At 44.4% G+C, this 19,812-nt stretch carries 15 protein-coding genes; 9 read left to right on the top strand and 6 right to left on the bottom strand.

Annotation, left to right across the window (positions count from 1 at the left end):
- Positions 1-6 precede the first annotated feature (6 nt).
- On the bottom strand, positions 7-2,028 hold the full coding sequence (locus BMW86_RS23020) for a glycoside hydrolase family 19 protein (protein WP_143056663.1): 2,022 nt from the start codon (positions 2,026-2,028) through the stop codon (positions 7-9).
- A 413-nt stretch (positions 2,029-2,441) separates the two neighbouring features.
- Between BMW86_RS23020 and BMW86_RS23015 the strand changes: the two genes are divergently transcribed.
- The 9 genes from BMW86_RS23015 to BMW86_RS22975 all read left to right on the top strand — a co-directional run bounded on the left by BMW86_RS23015 (position 2,442) and on the right by BMW86_RS22975 (position 12,929).
- On the top strand, positions 2,442-5,585 hold the full coding sequence (locus tag BMW86_RS23015) for a SusC/RagA family TonB-linked outer membrane protein (protein WP_089784305.1): 3,144 nt from the start codon (positions 2,442-2,444) through the stop codon (positions 5,583-5,585).
- 17 nt (positions 5,586-5,602) lie between these two features.
- Entirely contained in the window at positions 5,603-7,159 is a 1,557-nt protein-coding gene (locus BMW86_RS23010; RefSeq protein WP_089784303.1) for a SusD/RagB family nutrient-binding outer membrane lipoprotein, read from the top strand.
- A gap of 88 nt (positions 7,160-7,247) precedes the next feature.
- On the top strand, positions 7,248-8,093 hold the full coding sequence (locus tag BMW86_RS23005; RefSeq protein WP_089784301.1) for an alpha/beta hydrolase: 846 nt from the start codon (positions 7,248-7,250) through the stop codon (positions 8,091-8,093).
- Positions 8,094-8,206: 113 nt separating this feature from the next.
- Positions 8,207-9,445, top strand: coding sequence for a PAS domain-containing sensor histidine kinase (locus BMW86_RS23000; protein ID WP_255372986.1), 1,239 nt, complete (start codon positions 8,207-8,209; stop codon positions 9,443-9,445).
- 7 nt (positions 9,446-9,452) lie between these two features.
- Positions 9,453-10,511, top strand: a complete 1,059-nt coding sequence (locus tag BMW86_RS22995) for a response regulator (protein WP_089784299.1) — start codon at positions 9,453-9,455, stop codon at positions 10,509-10,511.
- A gap of 90 nt (positions 10,512-10,601) precedes the next feature.
- Entirely contained in the window at positions 10,602-11,003 is a 402-nt protein-coding gene (locus tag BMW86_RS22990; protein ID WP_089784297.1) for a hypothetical protein, read from the top strand.
- Positions 11,004-11,069: 66 nt separating this feature from the next.
- The gene (locus BMW86_RS22985) at positions 11,070-11,477 is read left to right on the top strand and encodes a MauE/DoxX family redox-associated membrane protein (protein WP_089784294.1); all 408 of its coding nucleotides are present in this window, start codon (positions 11,070-11,072) and stop codon (positions 11,475-11,477) included.
- A gap of 100 nt (positions 11,478-11,577) precedes the next feature.
- Complete coding sequence (locus BMW86_RS22980) at positions 11,578-11,799, top strand: hypothetical protein (protein ID WP_089784292.1); 222 nt, start codon at positions 11,578-11,580, stop codon at positions 11,797-11,799.
- An 89-nt stretch (positions 11,800-11,888) separates the two neighbouring features.
- Positions 11,889-12,929 (top strand): hypothetical protein, encoded by a 1,041-nt coding sequence (locus BMW86_RS22975; RefSeq protein WP_089784290.1) that lies wholly within the window; start codon positions 11,889-11,891, stop codon positions 12,927-12,929.
- Positions 12,930-12,938: 9 nt separating this feature from the next.
- On the opposite strand, the gene BMW86_RS22970 is transcribed toward BMW86_RS22975, so the two are convergent.
- The 5 genes from BMW86_RS22970 to BMW86_RS22950 form a co-directional block, all read right to left on the bottom strand.
- Positions 12,939-14,252 carry a RagB/SusD family nutrient uptake outer membrane protein gene (locus BMW86_RS22970; RefSeq protein WP_089784288.1) on the bottom strand — a complete coding sequence of 438 codons (1,314 nt, stop codon included), beginning with the start codon at positions 14,250-14,252 and terminating at the stop codon, positions 12,939-12,941.
- Positions 14,249-17,470, bottom strand: a complete 3,222-nt coding sequence (locus BMW86_RS22965) for a SusC/RagA family TonB-linked outer membrane protein (protein WP_089784285.1) — start codon at positions 17,468-17,470, stop codon at positions 14,249-14,251. Before BMW86_RS22965 ends, BMW86_RS22970 begins: the two co-directional genes overlap by 4 nt.
- 123 nt (positions 17,471-17,593) lie before the next feature.
- Entirely contained in the window at positions 17,594-18,796 is a 1,203-nt protein-coding gene (locus BMW86_RS22960) for a FecR family protein (protein WP_089784283.1), read from the bottom strand.
- A 54-nt stretch (positions 18,797-18,850) separates the two neighbouring features.
- Positions 18,851-19,330: a sigma factor gene (locus BMW86_RS22955; protein ID WP_089784281.1), complete on the bottom strand. Its 480-nt coding sequence runs from the start codon at positions 19,328-19,330 to the stop codon at positions 18,851-18,853.
- A gap of 104 nt (positions 19,331-19,434) precedes the next feature.
- On the bottom strand, positions 19,435-19,812 hold the full coding sequence (locus BMW86_RS22950) for a response regulator (protein WP_089784279.1): 378 nt from the start codon (positions 19,810-19,812) through the stop codon (positions 19,435-19,437).

Below are 19,812 nucleotides of genomic sequence, written 5' to 3'. Positions count from 1 at the left end.
TTACATTTACTGTATCCTTACCACTTTAGCAGTTCCTATACGCTCATTCCGAGCAGTCGTTACTTTCAGCACCCATACTCCGGTTGGAACATGACTGATATCCAGCTGAACTTTCTGCGCAGTTTTGCCCGCAGGTGTGTATACCTGTTGCAATACAGGCTGACCTGTTTTCACATCCAAAAGAGAGACAAGCAGTTTCTCCTGTGTACCTGCATTTACAGTGATCTGTAAAGTACTTCCTGAAACAGGATTAGGGTAAACAATTACCTTATCCGAAGAAGTACTCTCTGCTATAGAGACTGTACCCGCAGCCGCTCTTGCCGCACTCGCAGGACAATTACTGATGAACTGCCATACCTGTCCGGACCCGGAGTTAAGGTCTGGTCGTTCACCTTGTGTCCACCATCTGGCCTGGTAGATTTTGCCGTTGTACGCTGCCTGGTTGCCAGACAGATAAATGTTGCCGGTAGTCCAGCCAACTACAGTGCCGCATGACTGCCCGTTTCCGCCACCGTCTCCACCATTACCGTTACAGTTGCCTACAATAGCCCAGGTAGTGTTAGTGCCCGGAATATCAGCAGATCCTGCCCACCACTGGTTACGGTATACCACACTGTTGTACAGTACAATATTGCCCGCGGAAGCATAGATTTTAGCAGCATCCCATACCGGCAGATAAGAACAACCTGCCAGCGTAGCCGTATTATACACCGCAAAGGTAGTAGAAGTCACCACGGAATCTTTACCCGTGCGTAAACCTACAGCAGTAGCTGTATAAGCCTGATAGGCAGCAGGCGTAAACTGTACAGAAGTACCGGCAATACGCTGACCATTAATTTTGATATACACCTGTGTAATCTCACTACGCGGATCATTCTTCGCCACAGTCAATGTAACAGGTGCCAGGCTGGTTACACTGAGAATACCATTGGCAGGAGAAGTAAAGGATAAAGAAGTCACTTTGCTGCACTCTGCATTATCAATAGCAAAACTGCCCATATTAGCGCAACCACAGTTGGCAGTATTGTTACCGCCATCCAGTTCCAGACTTACTGATTTAAGGGAGGTATAACGCTGATAATGGCTAATACGACTAACAACCTGAGGTTTCTCCGCACCCGTTCCACCACATTCTATACCACCATTGATGATATTCACGGTAGCTCCAAAACCCGGTTTAAGACCAATAGCCAGCTGCTCGGCAGTAGGTGTGAATTTACCAGGGATCATCACATCATGACAGGAAGGCTTCGGATATTGCTGTGCCATCCAGAACCAGATACCCGTTTCAAAAGCGATCACGCCATCCTCGATTACCTTTTCAGGGTTCGCAAGTAATACATTCTTATCACCAAAGATGAACTCACTGGCCTGTCCATAGTTATAGTTATAACTTAATTGGATAGGGCCACGGCCATGATAGGATTTCCCCGGTGCAGGCGGATACAGGGTATTCGTTTCATCGCGATACCCGATATTGGTAGTGCCTTCATAACCCACTTCCTCACGGAAATAAAGTCCCCAGGCATATTGCCCGCCAGGAGCAGTAGGCCAGCCCCCTGTCGTCTCCTGAGAGATATTGGCAAGGAATGCCATCAGCTCGCGCTTACGGACAGTAAGATCACCATCACCGGCAAAGGTAGCATAGTCGATGGTCTCGGTAATGATCATGTTCGTGGATATGTTGAAATCCGCATCTGTGCGGATCACAACAGAAGCTCCGGTAGTTTTATCTACACGGGTCAAACGATAGGCATTTGTGCCACAGCGGCGCTCCGAAATAATCTTAATATTAGACATCCGGCTTACAGCGGTAGCAAAATTACTGTAAGAGTAAAAATCCTTCGCTGCAGTAGTAGGTAATGTTCCCGCACCGGTACGGTCATCGGGATTAAAACGGTGTGGAAAAAACACGTCCCAGTCTGTACTGGCAAGAACGTCTGAAAAGGTTTGGGCTTTTACTGTTGCTACGCAACAAAAAAACAATACGGCAAGCATACTTCGCCGTAAACAGGCAAGGGTTCTCATAGATATCTATTTTAGGTTTGACAAAAAACATCATAACGCATTCATCAACAGATGATACGGACAGTTGTACATTATTAAAAACAAGGGTGGGAAACCGGCACAATGTTTAAATAATGGAAATTTTGAGGCTACAAAGATAATAATAATTACTACGGACTCTGTTCCTTAACACAGATAAAAAACAGCACAACTATTTTGATATCTCATTTTATTGTATATTTTTGTTCTAGTTCACAAAAATGAAAACCAAAATCTGAAGAGACTTATTTCGTGATAATCCAGGTATAGTAATGCCTTCTCATAGATAAATTCCACACTTATTTGCTGCTAATTAATAGTTGATGTTGATGTCAGGCTCGTTTCAACCACGGGCTGCTAAATCGCTTTTTGTAACCTAGAAACCAAATATCAACATGACGTTGTCAACCAAAATGTTTAACCTGTTGCGAAGTGGCGCATTACCACTCTCCATTGCCCTCGGTATGGGTATATGTGTGCAGGCTTCCGGGAAACCTGTAAAACCCGGACGGAACCGTAGCTACAGCTTACCACAGGATACCGCCGGGCCAAAAATCCAGGTAAAAGGTATCGTTACTGATGGCACTTCTCCATTACCCGGCGTAACCGTCAGAGAAAAGGGTACTACCAATGGTACAGTCTCCAATGCAGACGGATCGTACATCATCACAGTGAAAAAGAATGCCACCATTGAATTTACCCAGGTGGGCCTGGCAGCCCTGCAGGAGCAGGTAAACGGCAGGCAGGAAATAAACATTTCACTGGGTACCGAAACAAAAGGGCTCAATGAAATAGTAGTAACTGCACTGGGTATACGTCGTGAGTCTAAAACACTCACCTTCGCTGCCCAAAAACTGGATGGTGCAAAACTGAATGAAAGCAGGGATGCCAACTTTGTAAACAGTCTCTCCGGTAAAGTAGCAGGTATTGCCATTACACAATCAGCTTCCGGTCCTGGTGGCGCTTCCCGCGTAGTATTACGTGGTAACCGCTCTATCTCCGGTAACAACAATGCACTGTTTGTTGTAGATGGTGTGGCGATCGACAACTCCCAGCCCGACCAGCTGGGAAACGACTTCGGTGGATATAATGGTAGCGATGGTGCTGCAAATATCAACCCCGATGATATAGAGTCTGTAAACATCATGAAAGGTGCTGCAGCTGCTGCATTATATGGCAGCCGTGCTGCAAATGGCGCTATCATCATCACCACTAAAAAAGGAAAATCAGGTAAGATCGCTGTTGATTATAACGGTGGTATTGCTATGGAGAATCCCCTTTCATTGCCAAGGTTCCAGAATACATACGGACAGGGTAACGGCGGTGTTTCCTCTACCAATGCCAGTGGCAGCTGGGGTGCAGCTACCACTACCTATAAGGATAACGTAAAGGATTTCTTCCGCGATGCGGTAACCCTGAACAACTCCATCGCAGTAACCGGTGGCGGAGACAAAACACAGGGATACTTATCGTATACGAATAACAAGGTACAGGGCATCGCTCCCAACAACGACCTCACCCGTCATACGGTGAACCTGCGCTTAAACTCACAGATCAGCAAAAGACTGTCTACAGATGCAAAGCTGACCTACGTAAACCAGGACATTGAAAATAAACCAAAAGCCGGTGAAGAAAATGGATTGATCATCGACTTATACAAAGTGCCACGCAGTGTTAGCTCTGAGCAGCTGAAAAACTATGAGACGAGCAATCCGAACACCAATCAACCGATGCCGTTATACTGGCTTCCCTCCTCCTCTATTTATATGAACCCTTACTGGATGGCTAACCGCACTTCCTACAATGAAGTACGTAACCGTATCATGTTACTGGGTTCCGCTAAATATGAAATCACACCATGGCTGAGTATCCAGGGCCGTTATACCTTAGACAGGTACAACGATAAATCAAGGAACATCTTTTACAACGGTACATTGTTATTTGCCGGTGAAGGTGGTTCCATGACCGTTGGATTCAGAAATGTAACGGAGAGAAATGCAGATGTACTGGTATCAGGTAACAACAATATTTCCAAAGATCTGAAGATCTCTTACAACGTTGGGGCCAGCGACCTGCAAAGGAAAAGTGATTACACAGCTACCATCGCAAACGGATTGAACATCCCTAATAAATTCGATCTTTTATACGCTACTTCAAGAGGTGTGACTACTTCGGTAATAGACCGTGAATTACAATCAGTGTATGCCAGTGCCAATATCGGCTTCCGTGATTATCTGTTCCTCGATGTGAGCGGACGTAACGACTGGTCTTCTACTTTACCAAAACCTTATTCTTTCTTCTACCCATCTGTCGGTCTTTCTGCCATTGTATCTGATATCGTAACGTTACCTTCCTGGATGTCTTTCGGTAAAGTACGTGCGTCGTATGCCCGTGCCGGTAATGATCCGGACCCTTACTACCTCTTCCAGACTTACACCTATGAAGAAGGTGGTACTAAAGGTTATATCCGCAGGGATGGAACCAAAGCCATCAGAGACCTGAAACCGGAACAGACTACCTCTTATGAAGGTGGACTGGAATGGCGTTTCCTCAACAACCGTGTGGGATTTGATATAACAGCGTACAAAACAAACTCTGTAAACCAGCTGTTATTGCTGGCATTGACGCCTACCACCGGTTTTGATAACCAATATATCAATGCAGGTAATATCCAGAACAAAGGGATAGAAATCACCCTGAATGGTACACCTGTAAAACAAAAGTTCTTCCAGTGGAATATTATATTAAACTATGCAGTAAACAGGAACAAAGTAATTGCACTGAGTCCTGATATTAAACAAGGCGTATTAGGTGGTAATGGCTTCGGCAGAACTGCTACTCCTATCGTAAAAGAAGGAAGTTCTTACGGAGACCTGTACGCTACCCGCTGGGCCCGTGATGCTTCTACCGGACAATATTTATTAGATGATAAAGGAAAACCTGTTGGTTCTGCCAGTACAGAACTGATCGGCAACTTCAATCCTAAGTATACCTTCGGTTTTACCAATAGCTTCTCTTTCCATAACTGGTCTTTGAGTTTCTTAATAGATGGTAAAGTAGGTGGTGTGATGACTTCCGGTACAGAGGCTACTATGGCTTATGATGGTACAGCAGAATACACTGAAAAATACCGCGGGGGTAAATGGGTATTACCCGGACTTAACCAAACCACCAAACAGGTAAATGACAAAGAGATTGATGCAGAAACATTCTGGACAACCGTATCCGGTGGCCGTTACAGCTGGGGAGAATTCTTCACGTACGATGCTACCAATATCAGGATACGTGAACTGACCGCAGGATATACATTCAGACTGAAACCACAATCTGTTTTCAAATCTGCCAAGATCTCCTTTGTTGCCAGAAACCTGTTATTCCTGTACAGAGGTTCTTCTATCATGGATATACCGGGTATAGGCAAACGCAAAATGAGATTTGATCCGGATGTAAATCTTAGTGCCGGTAACTTCCAGGGTATTGAGTTTGGTAACCTGCCTACAACACGCAGCCTGGGATTGAATGTTAAGTTATCCTTTTAAGCTAAAAAAACTATTGAATGAAACATATTTCAAGCCTGGTATTAATCGGTGCTGTGCTTAGCATGAGTGCCTGTACCAAAGACTTCGACAGTAAGAATACCAACCCCGTGAAAGTGGTGGATATCACCAAAGCGGAAATCCCCTACATGTTCTCCAAAGTAGAATCAGCAGCTTCATACACCGGGGGTGATTACCAGGTGGCACAGAACCTGTTTGCAGATCTCTACGCACAATACTTTGCTACTACGGCTGTTTACTTCCCTTCAGACAGATATGTAATGCGGTTCGATTGGGTAAAGACACACTGGGGTAATCATTATACACAAGTAGTACCACAGCTGCAGATCATCTTTGCCAACACAGAGACCTCCTCTGCAGAGCATGCAGTGGCACGTGTAATGTGGGCGTTTGCCTTTCACCGTGTAACAGATTATTACGGTCCCGTTCCTTATTTTAAGGCAGGCCAGCCTACTACCACTATCCCTTATGATAGTCAGGAAAGTATTTATGATGATCTGTTCAAACAACTGGACAGTGCTGTAACTGTGCTGAATGCCAATCCTACGGCTACTCCTTTTGCCGCATATGATCTCATTTATAAAGGAGATGTAGCTAAATGGAAAAAATTTGCCAATACATTACGTCTGCGCCTGGCGCTGCGTATTTCCAAAGCAGATCCTGCCCGTGCAAAAACAGAAGCAGAAAAAGCAGTAGCAGCCGGTGTAATGACAGCCGTAGCGGATGATGCCATGATGCTTAAATCAGCAACAGTCGTAAATGACGGTAATGGATTAAGCGTTATCTCCGGATGGAATGAATTCCGTATGAGTGCTTCCATGGAATCTATGCTGAAAGGATATAACGATCCGCGTTTACCGGTGTATTACCAGCCGGCTGTGAAGACAGGCGAATATCATGGCGTACGTAACGGTCTTACCGCTACACAGCTGAACATAGATAAGAATACCAATGATTATAATTCCAATGTGGGATCAAGATGGATCACCTGGAGTGCCGATGATAAAAAATGGGTATACACTTATGGTACGCCACAGGATATCATGCATTGCGCTGAGGCTTATTTCCTGCGTGCTGAAGGTGCTTTGAATGGCTGGGATATGGGAGACAATGCACAAAACCTCTATGAAACAGGTATTGAAATGTCTCTGCGCCAATGGGGCATTACGGATGCCGGCGTGATTGCTTCCTATAAAACAAGTACAGCAACACCAGTTGCACTGAACGACCAGCAGGAATCTGATGCAGTAAATACAGCTCCTATCGCCTGGGCTACCGGAGAAGCAGCACAGCGCGAACAGATCGGTACCCAGAAATGGCTGGCATTATACCCTGATGGTTTTGAAGGATGGGCAGAGGTAAGACGCAGTGGTTATCCAATTCTTTATCCTGTAGTAAACATTGATAATGCAGATATCCCTGCCGGTAAAACCATACGCCGTATTCCTTTTATAGAACTGGAAAAACAAACGAATGGTGCAGAAGTAACGAAAGCAGTAACCTTGCTGAATGGTGTGGATAATGCATTGACCCCCTTATGGTGGGATAAAAATTAATACACCTGGTATTTTGTCTGAAACGGGGAAAGGGTTTACTCTTTCCCCGTTTTTATTTGTAATTTGTTTCCCGTAAACCCACCACAATATGAAATACGGATTTTGCTTTATCTTATTAATCATGACCGGCATGCATGTATTTTCTCAGGATAAGGATATTATACATTTATGGCCAGGCAATGTACCCGGCGAAACAGCGGCTAAAAAGGCAGCGGTTCCTACTTCAGATACCAGCAGGGGCGTTACCCGTCTTACAGATGTTACCGATCCCACTATACAGGTATTCAGGCCCACCGGCAAAGGCAACGGAGCAGCAATAGTCATTTGCCCCGGTGGTGGTTACCAGATCCTGGCTATTAACCTGGAAGGCTATGAAATAGCCAAATGGCTGAATAAACTGGGCTTCACTGCTTTTGTGCTGCAATACAGGGTACCGAAGAAACAGGAAGGGGCTTTACAGGATGTACAAAGGGCTATCAGGATAGTGAGGAGCCAGGCCAGACAATGGCAGCTGGACCCGGAAAAAATAGGCGTCATGGGCTTTTCTGCAGGAGGCAGCTTAAGTGCCAGGATCAGTACGTTGTACAATAAAGACAGTTATACGAAAATTGATGCAGCAGATGAGGTATCCGCCAAACCGGCTTTTGCCCTGCTGATATACCCTGCCTACTTAGACCAGGGAGCTAATAATACACTGACACCCGAACTGGCCGTAGATGCACAAACACCACCCATGTTCCTGTTTGCCACCGCAGATGATCCTTATGGCAACAGCGCCCTGGTAATGGCAGGTGCGCTCAGGAACGCCAAAGTACCCGTAGAACTGCATTTCTATGCCCATGGCGGGCATGGTTATGGTTTAAGACCCGGGAACAGCGCCGCTGATGTATGGCCTGCCCTGGCGCAGAAATGGCTGGAAAAAACCATACACTGATCATTATCATCTGGCGGGATGATGCTCATCATCAGACACCATACTAACATTCAGGAAATTTGTAGCTATAAACTATATTTACCATTATTCTTTTAATGGTAAATATGAATGGCATGATCAAGTGGCTACAAAATATGCTCGGTAAAAACAACCAGTACAAAAAAGAATACAACAGAGAACTGCAACGGTTTGAAGCACTCTTCAACTATGCCAGTATAGGTATCCTCGTTACCAATCAACAGGGGGAAATTGTACTGATCAATGACTTTGCCTTAAAACAGTTCGGCTATTCCAGGGAAGAGCTGATGGGAAAAAAGATAGAAGTACTGATGCCTAAACGGGTGCATGACAATCATGTTCAGCACCGGGAAAATTACAATCATCATCCGCAAAGCAGGCCAATGGGTATAGGCCTGGACTTATTTGCCAAAAGGAAAGACGGATCGGAATTTCCGGTGGAGATAAGCCTGAGCCAGTATAAACATGAGGACGGCGCTTTTGTCATCGCCTATATCAACAATATTACAGAACGTAAGAAATCTGAAGAGAAGATCGAGAACCTGAACAACGAGCTGGAACAAAAGATCACCGAACGTACACAACAACTCACCCATGCACTGGAACAACTGGAACATTCCAAAGAGGAAGTGATGCAGGCATTGAATAAAGAAAAAGAACTGAGTGAGTTGAAATCGAGGTTTGTATCCATGGCCTCTCACGAGTTCCGTACACCTCTCTCCACTATTCTTTCCTCTGCCTACCTTGTAAATCAGTACACATCAACAGATGAACAGAACAGGCGCAGCAAACATATACAACGTATTATCTCTTCCGTTACCTTATTAACAGAAGTATTAAACGACTTCTTATCAGTAGGAAAAATTGAAGAAGGCGGGGTAAATCTGCGTACCAGCAATTTTGATGTTTACATGCATATTAATGGCGTAATACAGGAGATGCAGGATATTGTACAGGAAGGACAACAGATTAGTTATGAGCATACCGGCCCCACAGCCGTTTCCTTAGATCCTTCCCTGTTGAAACATATCCTGTTAAACCTGCTGGGCAATGCCATCAAGTTCTCTGCTAAAAACACAGTCATAAAAGTAACAACTACCCATACAGGCAGCGAGGTGATCTTAAGCGTCAAAGACACCGGTATAGGTATTTCTGCTGAGGATCAGCAACATCTGTTCGAACGATTCTTCCGGGGAGCCAATGTGAGTAATATACAGGGAACGGGACTTGGCTTGCATATTGTAAGTAAGTATGCAGAACTGATGAACGGATATATCACCTGCCAGAGCGAATTAAACGAAGGCACTACTTTTACTGTCACTTTCCGCCAATAAACAAAATATGAAAACAATTCTTTTAATAGAAGATAATGATGATATCCGTGATAATACCGCGGAAATTCTTGAACTTGCAAATTATAAAGTCATTACGGCAGAGAATGGTAAAACGGGTGTGGAACTGGCGTTATTACATCTGCCTCAACTGATTGTATGTGATATCATGATGCCAGTGCTGGATGGATACGGGGTGTTACACCTGCTGCAGAAACACCCGGAAGTAGAAGATATCCCGTTTATATTTTTAACAGCGAAGAGTGAACGAAGCGATTTCCGTAAAGGAATGGAATCAGGTGCTGATGATTATATTACAAAACCTTTCAGTGGTACGGATTTACTGAATGCCGTAGAAAGACGATTAAAAAAAGCGGAACTTAAACAACAACAATTACCGGCAGATATGGAAGGCCTGCAACAATTATTAATTACTGCTACTGGCAGCAATCCCCTTAAAAAGCTGATGGAGGAGGGTAATACCGACCGTTTCAAAAAGAAACAATTAATCTACCAGGAAGGGAACCGGCCTACCAGTCTGTATTTTATACAGAAAGGTAAGGTGAAGACCTATAAAGTGAATAATGATGGTAAAGAGCTGGCAGTGAACCTCTACAACAGCGGAGAGTTCCTGGGATATGTAGCCCTGCTGGAAGGTTCTAATTATCACGAGAATGCGGAAGCACTGGAAGCCTGTGAGTTAACCGCTATTCCCAGGGAAGAATTTGAAACACTGATCAATAATAACCGGGATGTGGCCCGGCAGTTTATAAGCCTGCTGGCAAAGAATATTACAGAGAAAGAACAACAGTTACTGCACCTGGCCTATAGTTCATTAAGGAAAAAAGTAGCAGAAGCCCTGCTGTTCCTCAAGAAGAAGTACCACCAGGCTACAGATGAACCGTTCTCCATTGATATGTCCAGGGAGAATTTAGCCACCATAGCAGGTACTGCTACAGAATCCATGATCAGAACTTTAGGGGATTTCCGGGATGAGAAATTACTGGAGATCAAACAAGGTGTGATCACCATCTTAAATGAACAGAAACTGGCCAACCTGATTAATTAAACCTGACAAAAATCACTTTCCCTGCTGACGCCAGTTCTGCGTGGCGGCTCTGCCTTATCTTATCTTTACAAAAGACAAGATAGATTCGCAATGGAAGATCTGCACGCTGCTCTAAGTATATACAAAAAACAGCTGGGTATACTGGAGAACCAAAATATTGCACTTAAAACTCAACTGGCTCATATTCTCCAATATCATTTCGACCGCTCACTGCTGGAAAAAATGGAATATTTCAATACCGTTTTCCTCCAGCAGGATACCCGTTTTGAAGCCCTCCGCAGTGAAATGGCCTTACAGCAGTTATGGCTGGGGCAACCCTATACCGATGCCATTAACCGTGATAACATCTACAGGCACCAGGTACACCTGCAACAGAAACTGGACAATATGGAAAAAGACCTGCAACGCTTAACTAACTTATTCGGAGATTATCTGCATATTAATTTTCCGGCCGTTACCCTCAATATTCCTAACCCTGTAAACAAACTCTGAGAATCTATATGAAAAGGATGATATCAAATTAAAAATAATTACTATATTGCTATCACCTTTATTAATATGCCAAGAAAACCATTCATCGATATAATCTGTGCCCTGCTGATATTCCTTTTCATCTATACAGGTATCAGTAAACTATTGGACTATCATACTTTCAGACGACAATTGGGGCAGTCTCCATTCATTACCTTTTACGCGCCGCTACTGGCCTGGGCATTACCCCTGGGTGAAATTATCATTGCCGGCATGCTTTCTTTCAACCGTTCCCGTTTAGCGGGTTTATACCTCTCCTTCTTTCTGTTATGCCTTTTTACTTTTTACCTGGCAGCCATGCTGCAACTGAGTTATTATATTCCCTGTTCCTGCGGGGGCGTATTACAAGCCCTTTCCTGGCAGGCACATATCATTCTTAATATCGTTTTTATACTGCTTACCGCAGCCGGGACATTACTGCAGCCAAAGCAATAAATACTTTCTATTTAACCTATAGGCACTAACATTAACAGGAGTAGCCGAAAACCTGCAAATCAGAGTAGGCACATTAATAATCCTTTTTTAATAATTAACCATGAAGAAGATCTTTTCTATTACTTTCCTGGCAGCCGTACTGGCTGCAGGTACTGCCTTCGCAGGCAGATCCGAAGAATCCAGCACCGAATGGATGCTGAACGACTTTTCAGTTGTTGTTGGCTTACAAAGCGATATTAAAACCATCTATTGCGCAGGCGCGAACAATGTACAATGTGCTTTTATGGTAGAAGCACCTTATACACTGATCAGAAAGCCGTAAGTAATACTATAGTTATTTAGGGGGACCACAGCGCTTCGTTAGAGAGCTCCTAACGAAGCCAGGTTCTTTTCATCCAAGGGATATCAATTATGAGACGTATTTATTATTTAACAGCATTGCTGTTTGCCGCACTTTTTATTATAGCCTTCCTGGTATACACAGCTGACTTTCCTAATAAAAACAAAAATGGATTCAACCGACATTATTTACAACATACCGTTACTCCTTTAGCAAATATCTCTACCAGAGGCGTTATCCAGAATATCTGCGGTGCTACATCTACCCAGTTCTTTTTTGCGACCGCTAATCCTAAAAAAATAATTGCTACCAACCACCTGCTACAGGATAGAAAACTGATTAACCTGCGTGTAGATTCGCTGGACCAGGATTTTTACACACAGGTGGATTCTCCTGCTGTATACATCTATGCATTTAATAAACCGGCAATTATTACAGCGAATGTAAGTACCAGTGTTATCAGTAAAAAGCAACTGCCTGCCGGGGCCTTTTCTCAAGCCTATTCATTGGGTAACGGAACTTTTGTATTACGTAAATTAAGTACTAAAGTTCCTGATCAGTTTTTTGTAAAAGTTACCAGCGATAGTATCTCTACAGAAGATAATTTGTCCGAAATACATATGGATGGAGGAATGTCTACGGATGGTATTTTACATTATGATCCGGAAACCCATCTCTTTACTTTTCTTCACTATTATAACAACAATTATATTTCTTTTGATACTTCCCTTCAACTAACAAATACAGGACATACAATTGATACGTTCACTCATTTCAGATTTGAACTGTCTGATAAAGACGCAAGAACAAAACATGTATATACCAGTCAGGGGCCGGATCATATGATCAATGCGGTGAGCTGTGTGTACAAAGGTTATTTATATGTACGGTCTACGCTTAAAGCAGATAATGAAGAGGAGGAATATAAAAATAATATAGTGATTGATGTATATAACCTGCTTAAAGGGGAATACAGGGGAAGTTTTTATTTAAAAGGAGATGCCAGGGAGAAGATTAATAAACTGGCTATATATGATGATGTACTGGTCGTAAATTGTAGAGACAGGATCTATGCATGGGATCTTGATACTTCAGAAATCGTAGCGAAATAAAAAGCCTTACTAATATCCTTCATTCTGCGTAAGATTTGGGTTCCTGTTCCGCTCCTGTTGCGGAATGGGATACAATGCGTTCGTGGAATCGCTGAGATTTCCCGTATGTTTCAGATTTAACCAGCGGTCGCCCCATTCAGTAAACATCTCTACCCTTCTTTCTTTTTCGATGGTGAGCAGGCAGGTTTCCTGGTCCATATCAGCAGGGAGATCTGCCAGCCCCGCATGCTGCCTGATGATGTTCAGGTCTGTAACGGCACCGGCTATATTATTCAGTCTGCATCTGGCTTCTGCCCGGATCAGATATTGCTCTGCGATACGTAATACCATCAGGTATTCTGCATCATCTCCATAAGCAGCCGTTTTCTTTTTGTATTTAAAAGGATAGTAATAAAGATTACCGCTATAGGTAAAAGTGCCCGTCCATTTATCTTTACGTTTGTCTCCTGGTTCGAAGGCATTGATCAGGTCATTGGTTAAAGGGAAAAAAGAAAAGGTACTGGCATTGGATGGCTGGAATGTTTGTCCGGCTATGGTAAAGCCGTCCTTCAGCCATATCTGCAAAATAGCCGACCTGCTATTCTTCAGAAAGACACTGTCTAATGAAGAAAGCGGCAGGTATACACCTGAATTAATAACAAGGGAGGCATTGGTCTCTGCATCCTGCCAGTTGCCCCATTGCAGGGACACTCTTGCCAGCATAGCTGTTGCCGCCCATTTGTTGGCGCGAACCTTCTCACTGCTGCTGTAAGTCCCGGGTAATAACAACACAGCGTTTTGCAGATCGGACATGATCTGCTGATAAACATCCGCTACCGTTGCCCTTGGGGCAGAGGCGATTTGCGTGACGTCGGTGGTAGTAATTAACGGTACATCTCCCCAGTTATTGACCAGGTAGTAATAAGAAAAAGCCCGCAGGAATTTCGCTTCTCCTACCAGCTGTGCATGTTTATCTGCAGAGATATTGGTGGATGTTGCCAGTCCTTCCAGTACTGCATTCGCCCTGTAAATCGCTTTGTAAAAATCCCGCCAGGTAAATAATATCAAAGGGTCGCCGGGTAATATAGCGTTGTTGACATAGACCGTATAAGAAGGATTGAGCGTAGAGAGTTCACCGGCTGTCATGCCATTGATAACAGTTAACATACTGCCGGTATAATAACCGGATAATACGTAGTAGATATCTGCAACAGCAGCATCGGCAAGTACATCACTGTTGAATACCTGGTCGGATGGGAGTTCGCTGACAGGAGTATCTACTGTAATTAATTTCTTACAGGACAGTGATAGCAGACAACAAACTATAAAAAGAAAGTATTTCATAGCGTTAATTGTATTCCTGTTGTAATGATTGTTAATGGTGGCATTGCGATCTGTGTTTCCGGATCAGCCCCTTTATAACCGGTAACAGTTAAGAGGTTCTGTGTCTGTACATACACCTTGCACAACTGTAACTGCATGCGTTTTAACCAGGCATCCGGCAGGTTATATCCTACAGACAGGTTCCTGAGCCGCAAATAAGAAGCGTCTTCGTAACCAGCATTGGATAGTGGCAGATTCGCATTCACATTATAGGCGGGATTGCCGGGGGTGGTAGTGGCACGGGGCACCATTGTTACATCACCAGGTTTACGCCAGCGTGAAAGTGCCCTCGTTGTTTCATTCACCATTGATCCCGGAGCGCTGATAATGGTTTGTCCCTGTTGTTTCACAAACTGCCAGAAGAAACTGAGGCTTATTCCTTTCCAGGAAAAATCATTGTTTATCCCACCATAAAAATCAGGGTCTCTCTTTGAGATAGTCCTGAAATCTCCCCCGCTTGTAATACGCCCGTCATTGTTGATATCCTCAAACTGAGCAATGCCTGTTTGTGTATTTACACCTGTGAAATGATAGCCTCTCACGATATTCAGCGACTGACCAATAACATAAGAACTGGCATAAGCGGAAGATGCTAATCCATCAAAAGCCTTTAACCTGTTCTTGAAAAAAGTAAGGTTCCATCCGCTGGACCAGCTAAAATGATGATGGCTGATATTGCTGGTGGTGAGTTCAAATTCCCAGCCCGTATTTTTTACGATAGCAGGCAGGTTAGCCTGGTAACTGGTAAAGCCGGTTATACCGGGCAACTGATACCCTACCAGTTGATTGGTACTGCTGTTGCTATATTTTGCGGCAGAGAAGAAGATCCTGTCTTTTAAGAAACCCAGTTCTATGGCTGCTTCTATTTTACGGTTCTCTTCCCAGCTATATTTATTGTTGGCAATACGTAAAGGGCGTAAGGTATTGGCACTCTGATAAATGCCATTTACCCCATAGTTACTCATGTATTGATAGTCGGGGATCTGATCATTTCCGGTGATGCCCATACTCATTCTCAGCTTACCGAAGCTTAACCAGGATAAGGGTTTCATAAAGGTTTCCCCGGTAAAGATCCAGGCTACACCCAATGCGCCAAAATCTCCGAACTGTTTCCCCGGGCCAAAACGGGAAGACCCATCACGGCGATAACTGGCGTTGATGATATATTTGTTTTGCCAGTCGTACGTAAAGCGGGTGAAAAATGAAATGTAGCGATACATGATACGGCTATCCGGTCGCCTGATAACCGTATCTGCGGCTTCCAGGCTCCCCAGTTCACTTTCATTGCTATAGCCCTGTCCTTCAGCAAAAACGCTCTTGCTGGTGGTTTGCTGCCAGGTGCCACCTGTGAGTATGTGCAGGCTGCCACGGGCAATGCGCAGGGTATAATCGGCCTGTGGTTCTATGATGTACGACTGCCGCCCATTTTCCGCCACGCGGGTAAGGCTCACAGGTGCATTCTGCGGGTGCTGGGAAGACTGCGGGAAGGTGAATACCTGTTGCATACGGATATCAGCATAACCCATGCTTGTTTTCAGGTTTAAGCCTGGCAGCAGGCGATAACGCAGTACCCCATTACTTAACAGGTTATTGGTTTGGCTGTTGGATTGCTGACGCAGATAGGCTTCCGGGTTATCCAGAGAGGAGCCCCAGAACAGGCTACCGTCTTTCTCGTACAGGGGATAGTTCGGAGGCAGGCTGTAAAAGGTAAATACATCGTTGGCGATGCTGTTGTTTTTATCACCGGTAATACTGCCGGAGAAAGCCACCTCAAAACGCTGGTCCTTTGTATGATGCTGCAGGCTGAGATGTGCACCACCACGGCGATAGCCCAGTGGAGCAGGTATCACAGTGCCTTCGTGATAGAAATTAGCACCGGCGAAAAAAGTAGTGTTACTGTTGCCCCCGGAGAAGGAAACCTGTGCATTGGTGATATGTGTTGTGCCGCCGGTGAGCATTTTCTGCCAGTTCACCTCACGGGTAGTATCCCATACCAGCAGGTCCGGAGCCTGTGCGGCGGTGACGGTTTCACCGTCATTGGCAAATGCTTCCCGGCGCATGGCCAGGTATTCTTTTGTGTCAAGCATGGGCAGATAGTCGCATGTTTTACCTGCCCCGGTGTAAATGTTAATATCCAGTTTATTTTTACCTGGTGACCCTTTTTTGGTGGTGATCAGTACCACGCCATTGGCTCCCCGGGAGCCATAAATGGCGGTAGCATCGGCATCTTTCAGGATGTCTATGCTTTCTATATCGGATGGACTGATACTGTTAAACGGGCTGATTTGCTTGATGGCGCCCGACAGTTCATCAATATTATTCAGCGGGGTGATATCGAAGGGCACACCGTCGATGATGAATAGCGGATCATTACCGGCCGCAATGGAATTACGCCCTCTGATGTACAGCTTTACTTCTGCCCCTGGCAGCCCGTTGGTATTGGTGACCAGCACACCCGGCACCTGGCCCTGTAAGGCGTTTAATGGGTTGGCGATGGGTTGGGCGCTGATCTGCTGTGCACTTATCCTGCCAACGGAGCCGGTGAGCAGGCGGCGGCTACTGGCGCCATAACCTATTACCACGGCGGCATCAAGGCTGTTCACAGCTTCCTGTAGCTGGATGGTATGTATGCTGCTAGCGGTAAGTATAGTGTCTATGGGGATAAATCCCAGGGAAGAGATGTGCAGTACAGCGGATGTATGTTGCTGAAGGGAGAACTGCCCTTCATTATTGGACGTTACGCCCCGGGATGTTCCTTTTATAACGATGGTAGCGCCGGGTAAAGGCGAGCCTGTGTTAGTGAGGATGGTACCGGAGATAGTATCTGTGGGGGCCTCAGTTTCCGGGATGATTTTCTTTTGCAGGAATATGCGCCTGTCCTGCTGATGCCAGCTGATATTTTTATTCTTTAAAACATTGGATAAGACGTCTTTCCAGGGCATTTGTTTAACGTGTATACCTACTTTCTGGGATACGTCGAGGATATCATTGTCGAATACGAAGTAGTAGCCTGTTTGTTTTTCTATTGTTTTTAAAATACCGGAAAGAGGGATGTGATTGCTGTTGATGGTAATAAGGATATTGTCTTTACCTGGCTGGGCGTTAACAGTTATTGTAAACAACAACAAGGATAATATGAGCAGGTTTCCATAAGAAGCGTTACAAACATATTTGACCATCCGTGAATTTTATAGAGTTGGCTTACTGCGCAGACGCCGGAACTAAATGTAAGTATTTTAATGCAGAATGCATAATGTGGGCAGGGCTTTTGGGGTGAACCTATCGAATTCTGAGGGATATACCTATTGCTTTTCTGTAAGATAGATTTTATCCCCGGTTACCTGGTAGGTAAGGCCGGATGTTTTACCCAAACCGTCCAGGAAGTCTGTGAGCGGCTTATCTCTTTCTATGATGCCTGTCAGCTTTTTAGCTGCCAGTGCGGAGTCTTTAAACAGGAGCTGTTTACCGTACCAGTGGAGGATAACAGCATCCAGGGTACCAAGGGATTCGTTATAGTAGTTATACTGTCCTTTACGCCAGGCCAGGGTAATATTTTCATCAAAAGAATGGATCTCACGCAGGTAACCTTTACGGTAGATAGCTTCGGTACCCGGTTGTAGCTGAACTTCCGGTTCCTCATCATCACTGGTGAGAATACTACCTTCTATGAGAGAGGTAACGATCAGACTATCTGAATAGGCGTTGATATTGAATGAGGTACCCAGTACTTTCACGGCTGTTGCGCCGGAATGTACAATAAAGGGTTTCTCTGCTTTCTGAGCGATCGTAAAATAACCCTCTCCTGAGAGGAATACTTCTCTTATTTTACCGGAGAAATTAAACGGAAAACGGAGACTGGAATAAGCGTTCAGATGTACAGCGGAGCCGTCAGCCAGTAATAATTTATAGTTTTTGCCGGTAGGAACCAGTAATGTACCCCACTCACCTTCTTTGTTTGTAAGAGCGGCTATTGAACTCATGTTCCCTTCACTGCCTGGCAGTGGAATGGTTTTACCATTATCAAGCAGTAACTGAATATCTCCTGATGAAGGGATTACAATCTTATTTTTAGCGATAGGTACAGGTTGTTTATTTGTACCTGCCAGGAAAAAGTATAGTAAAGAGGAAATGATAATCAATGTGGCGGCGGCGACCAGCCAGGTACGAAGGGCTGTTGGACGTTTAGAGAGTTCTACGGTAGTTCCTGTAGGAATTTCAGGTGTTTTATTTAGAGGTGTTTCATGCTCACCCACCGTCACAATCTTTGTAGCCGGGTGTTCATTATCCAGCAAAGACAGTACATTACTCCAGGCTATCTCATTATACACATCATCCATAAACTCCGGCCCAACCACGTCAGACGCTTCTTCCATTTCTTCCAGGCATCGTCTTATATTGTCATCCTCCCGCGCAGCCTGCTCAAGGTATAGCCTGTTTTCGTCGCTTATTTCGCCACTCAACTTCTCCAGTATCAACTGAAAGATATGTTCATCATTATACGCCATTAGGGATAGACAAAATATTACAATTATGTTGGACAATAGGTTTTTCCCGGGCGCTTATAGCTTGATATGGATACATAACGCTTCGAGGGTTACATTTAACACACGTCTGAAGGCATTAAAGCCCTTTTCCAGTATACGAAACAATTCCGGGATACGCTCATTATAGGATAACAAGGCGGTATTCATGTCGTTCTGCATTTGCATAGCGGGCAACATACCCTGCATCAGCAAAAAGCCATGATCTGTAGAATAGTGATTGCCTGAATCACTTTTCCTTACCAGGTTTACGCAACTATTATGAACTTTCCGGTAGAAATACCCTCCTACCGACTGTTCGATCTCAAGATACAGGCGTTCTTCCCATACTTCTACAAAGATCTTCTGCACCATTTGTTCTGCTTCTTCCATACTATTCAGCATCATACGGGCCTTCAAACACAGCGGCTTATAGTATTTCATGAAGAAATACTGGTAAGCTTTGATGTCTCCACCCTTTAACGCATTAAGCATAGCCGAATCATCCATATGCTGCATACAGTGTTTTTTGGGAAATATCTTTGTCAACAGTTGCTAACGTAAATATCCGCTTTCCGGCATCCTTAAAACGTTAACTACATGTTAACATGTATATACTACCCTTATTTTTCACTGACAATCTGTTCATTCAACAGTTCCAGTAACACGTCTACGTCTATTGGTTTTGACACATAAGCTGATGCACCCGCGGCCAGACACTTCTCCCGGTCTCCTACCATAGCCTGTGCCGTAACTGCCACAATATACACATCAGCAATGACCGGGGTATTCCTGATAATGCCAATCGCCTCATATCCATCCATTTCGGGCATCATCATATCCATTAATACAATGCCGATCCCCTCTCCTTCCTGCAACATCTGTAAACCCGTTACAGCATCAGCAGCGGTGAGACAATCAAATCCTTTTGATTTTAACACCAGTTTTAACGCGTAAATATTACGGTTATCGTCATCTATGATTAATATCTTTTTCCCCAT

Origin of the sequence: Chitinophaga sp. YR573 (genome assembly GCF_900110995.1) — a bacterium.
In the GTDB taxonomy this organism is placed as follows: domain Bacteria; phylum Bacteroidota; class Bacteroidia; order Chitinophagales; family Chitinophagaceae; genus Chitinophaga.
This window is presented reverse-complemented; position numbering and strand designations above follow the sequence as displayed.

What these genes read in the sequence shown, in the direction of transcription:
- BMW86_RS22965 (WP_089784285.1), bottom strand. Translation starts at nt 17,470, where the DNA reads ATGGTCAAATATGTTTGTAACGCTTCTTATGGAAACCTGCTCATATTA.
- BMW86_RS22975 (WP_089784290.1), top strand. Translation starts at nt 11,889, where the DNA reads ATGAGACGTATTTATTATTTAACAGCATTGCTGTTTGCCGCACTTTTT.
- BMW86_RS23015 (WP_089784305.1), top strand. Translation starts at nt 2,442, where the DNA reads ATGACGTTGTCAACCAAAATGTTTAACCTGTTGCGAAGTGGCGCATTA.
- BMW86_RS23005 (WP_089784301.1), top strand. Translation starts at nt 7,248, where the DNA reads ATGAAATACGGATTTTGCTTTATCTTATTAATCATGACCGGCATGCAT.
- BMW86_RS22960 (WP_089784283.1), bottom strand. Translation starts at nt 18,796, where the DNA reads ATGGCGTATAATGATGAACATATCTTTCAGTTGATACTGGAGAAGTTG.
- BMW86_RS22955 (WP_089784281.1), bottom strand. Translation starts at nt 19,330, where the DNA reads ATGCAGCATATGGATGATTCGGCTATGCTTAATGCGTTAAAGGGTGGA.
- BMW86_RS22980 (WP_089784292.1), top strand. Translation starts at nt 11,578, where the DNA reads ATGAAGAAGATCTTTTCTATTACTTTCCTGGCAGCCGTACTGGCTGCA.
- BMW86_RS22970 (WP_089784288.1), bottom strand. Translation starts at nt 14,252, where the DNA reads ATGAAATACTTTCTTTTTATAGTTTGTTGTCTGCTATCACTGTCCTGT.
- BMW86_RS22985 (WP_089784294.1), top strand. Translation starts at nt 11,070, where the DNA reads ATGCCAAGAAAACCATTCATCGATATAATCTGTGCCCTGCTGATATTC.
- BMW86_RS23000 (WP_255372986.1), top strand. Translation starts at nt 8,207, where the DNA reads ATGATCAAGTGGCTACAAAATATGCTCGGTAAAAACAACCAGTACAAA.
- BMW86_RS22990 (WP_089784297.1), top strand. Translation starts at nt 10,602, where the DNA reads ATGGAAGATCTGCACGCTGCTCTAAGTATATACAAAAAACAGCTGGGT.
- BMW86_RS23010 (WP_089784303.1), top strand. Translation starts at nt 5,603, where the DNA reads ATGAAACATATTTCAAGCCTGGTATTAATCGGTGCTGTGCTTAGCATG.
- BMW86_RS23020 (WP_143056663.1), bottom strand. Translation starts at nt 2,028, where the DNA reads ATGAGAACCCTTGCCTGTTTACGGCGAAGTATGCTTGCCGTATTGTTT.
- BMW86_RS22995 (WP_089784299.1), top strand. Translation starts at nt 9,453, where the DNA reads ATGAAAACAATTCTTTTAATAGAAGATAATGATGATATCCGTGATAAT.
- BMW86_RS22950 (WP_089784279.1), bottom strand. Translation starts at nt 19,812, where the DNA reads ATGGGGAAAAAGATATTAATCATAGATGACGATAACCGTAATATTTAC.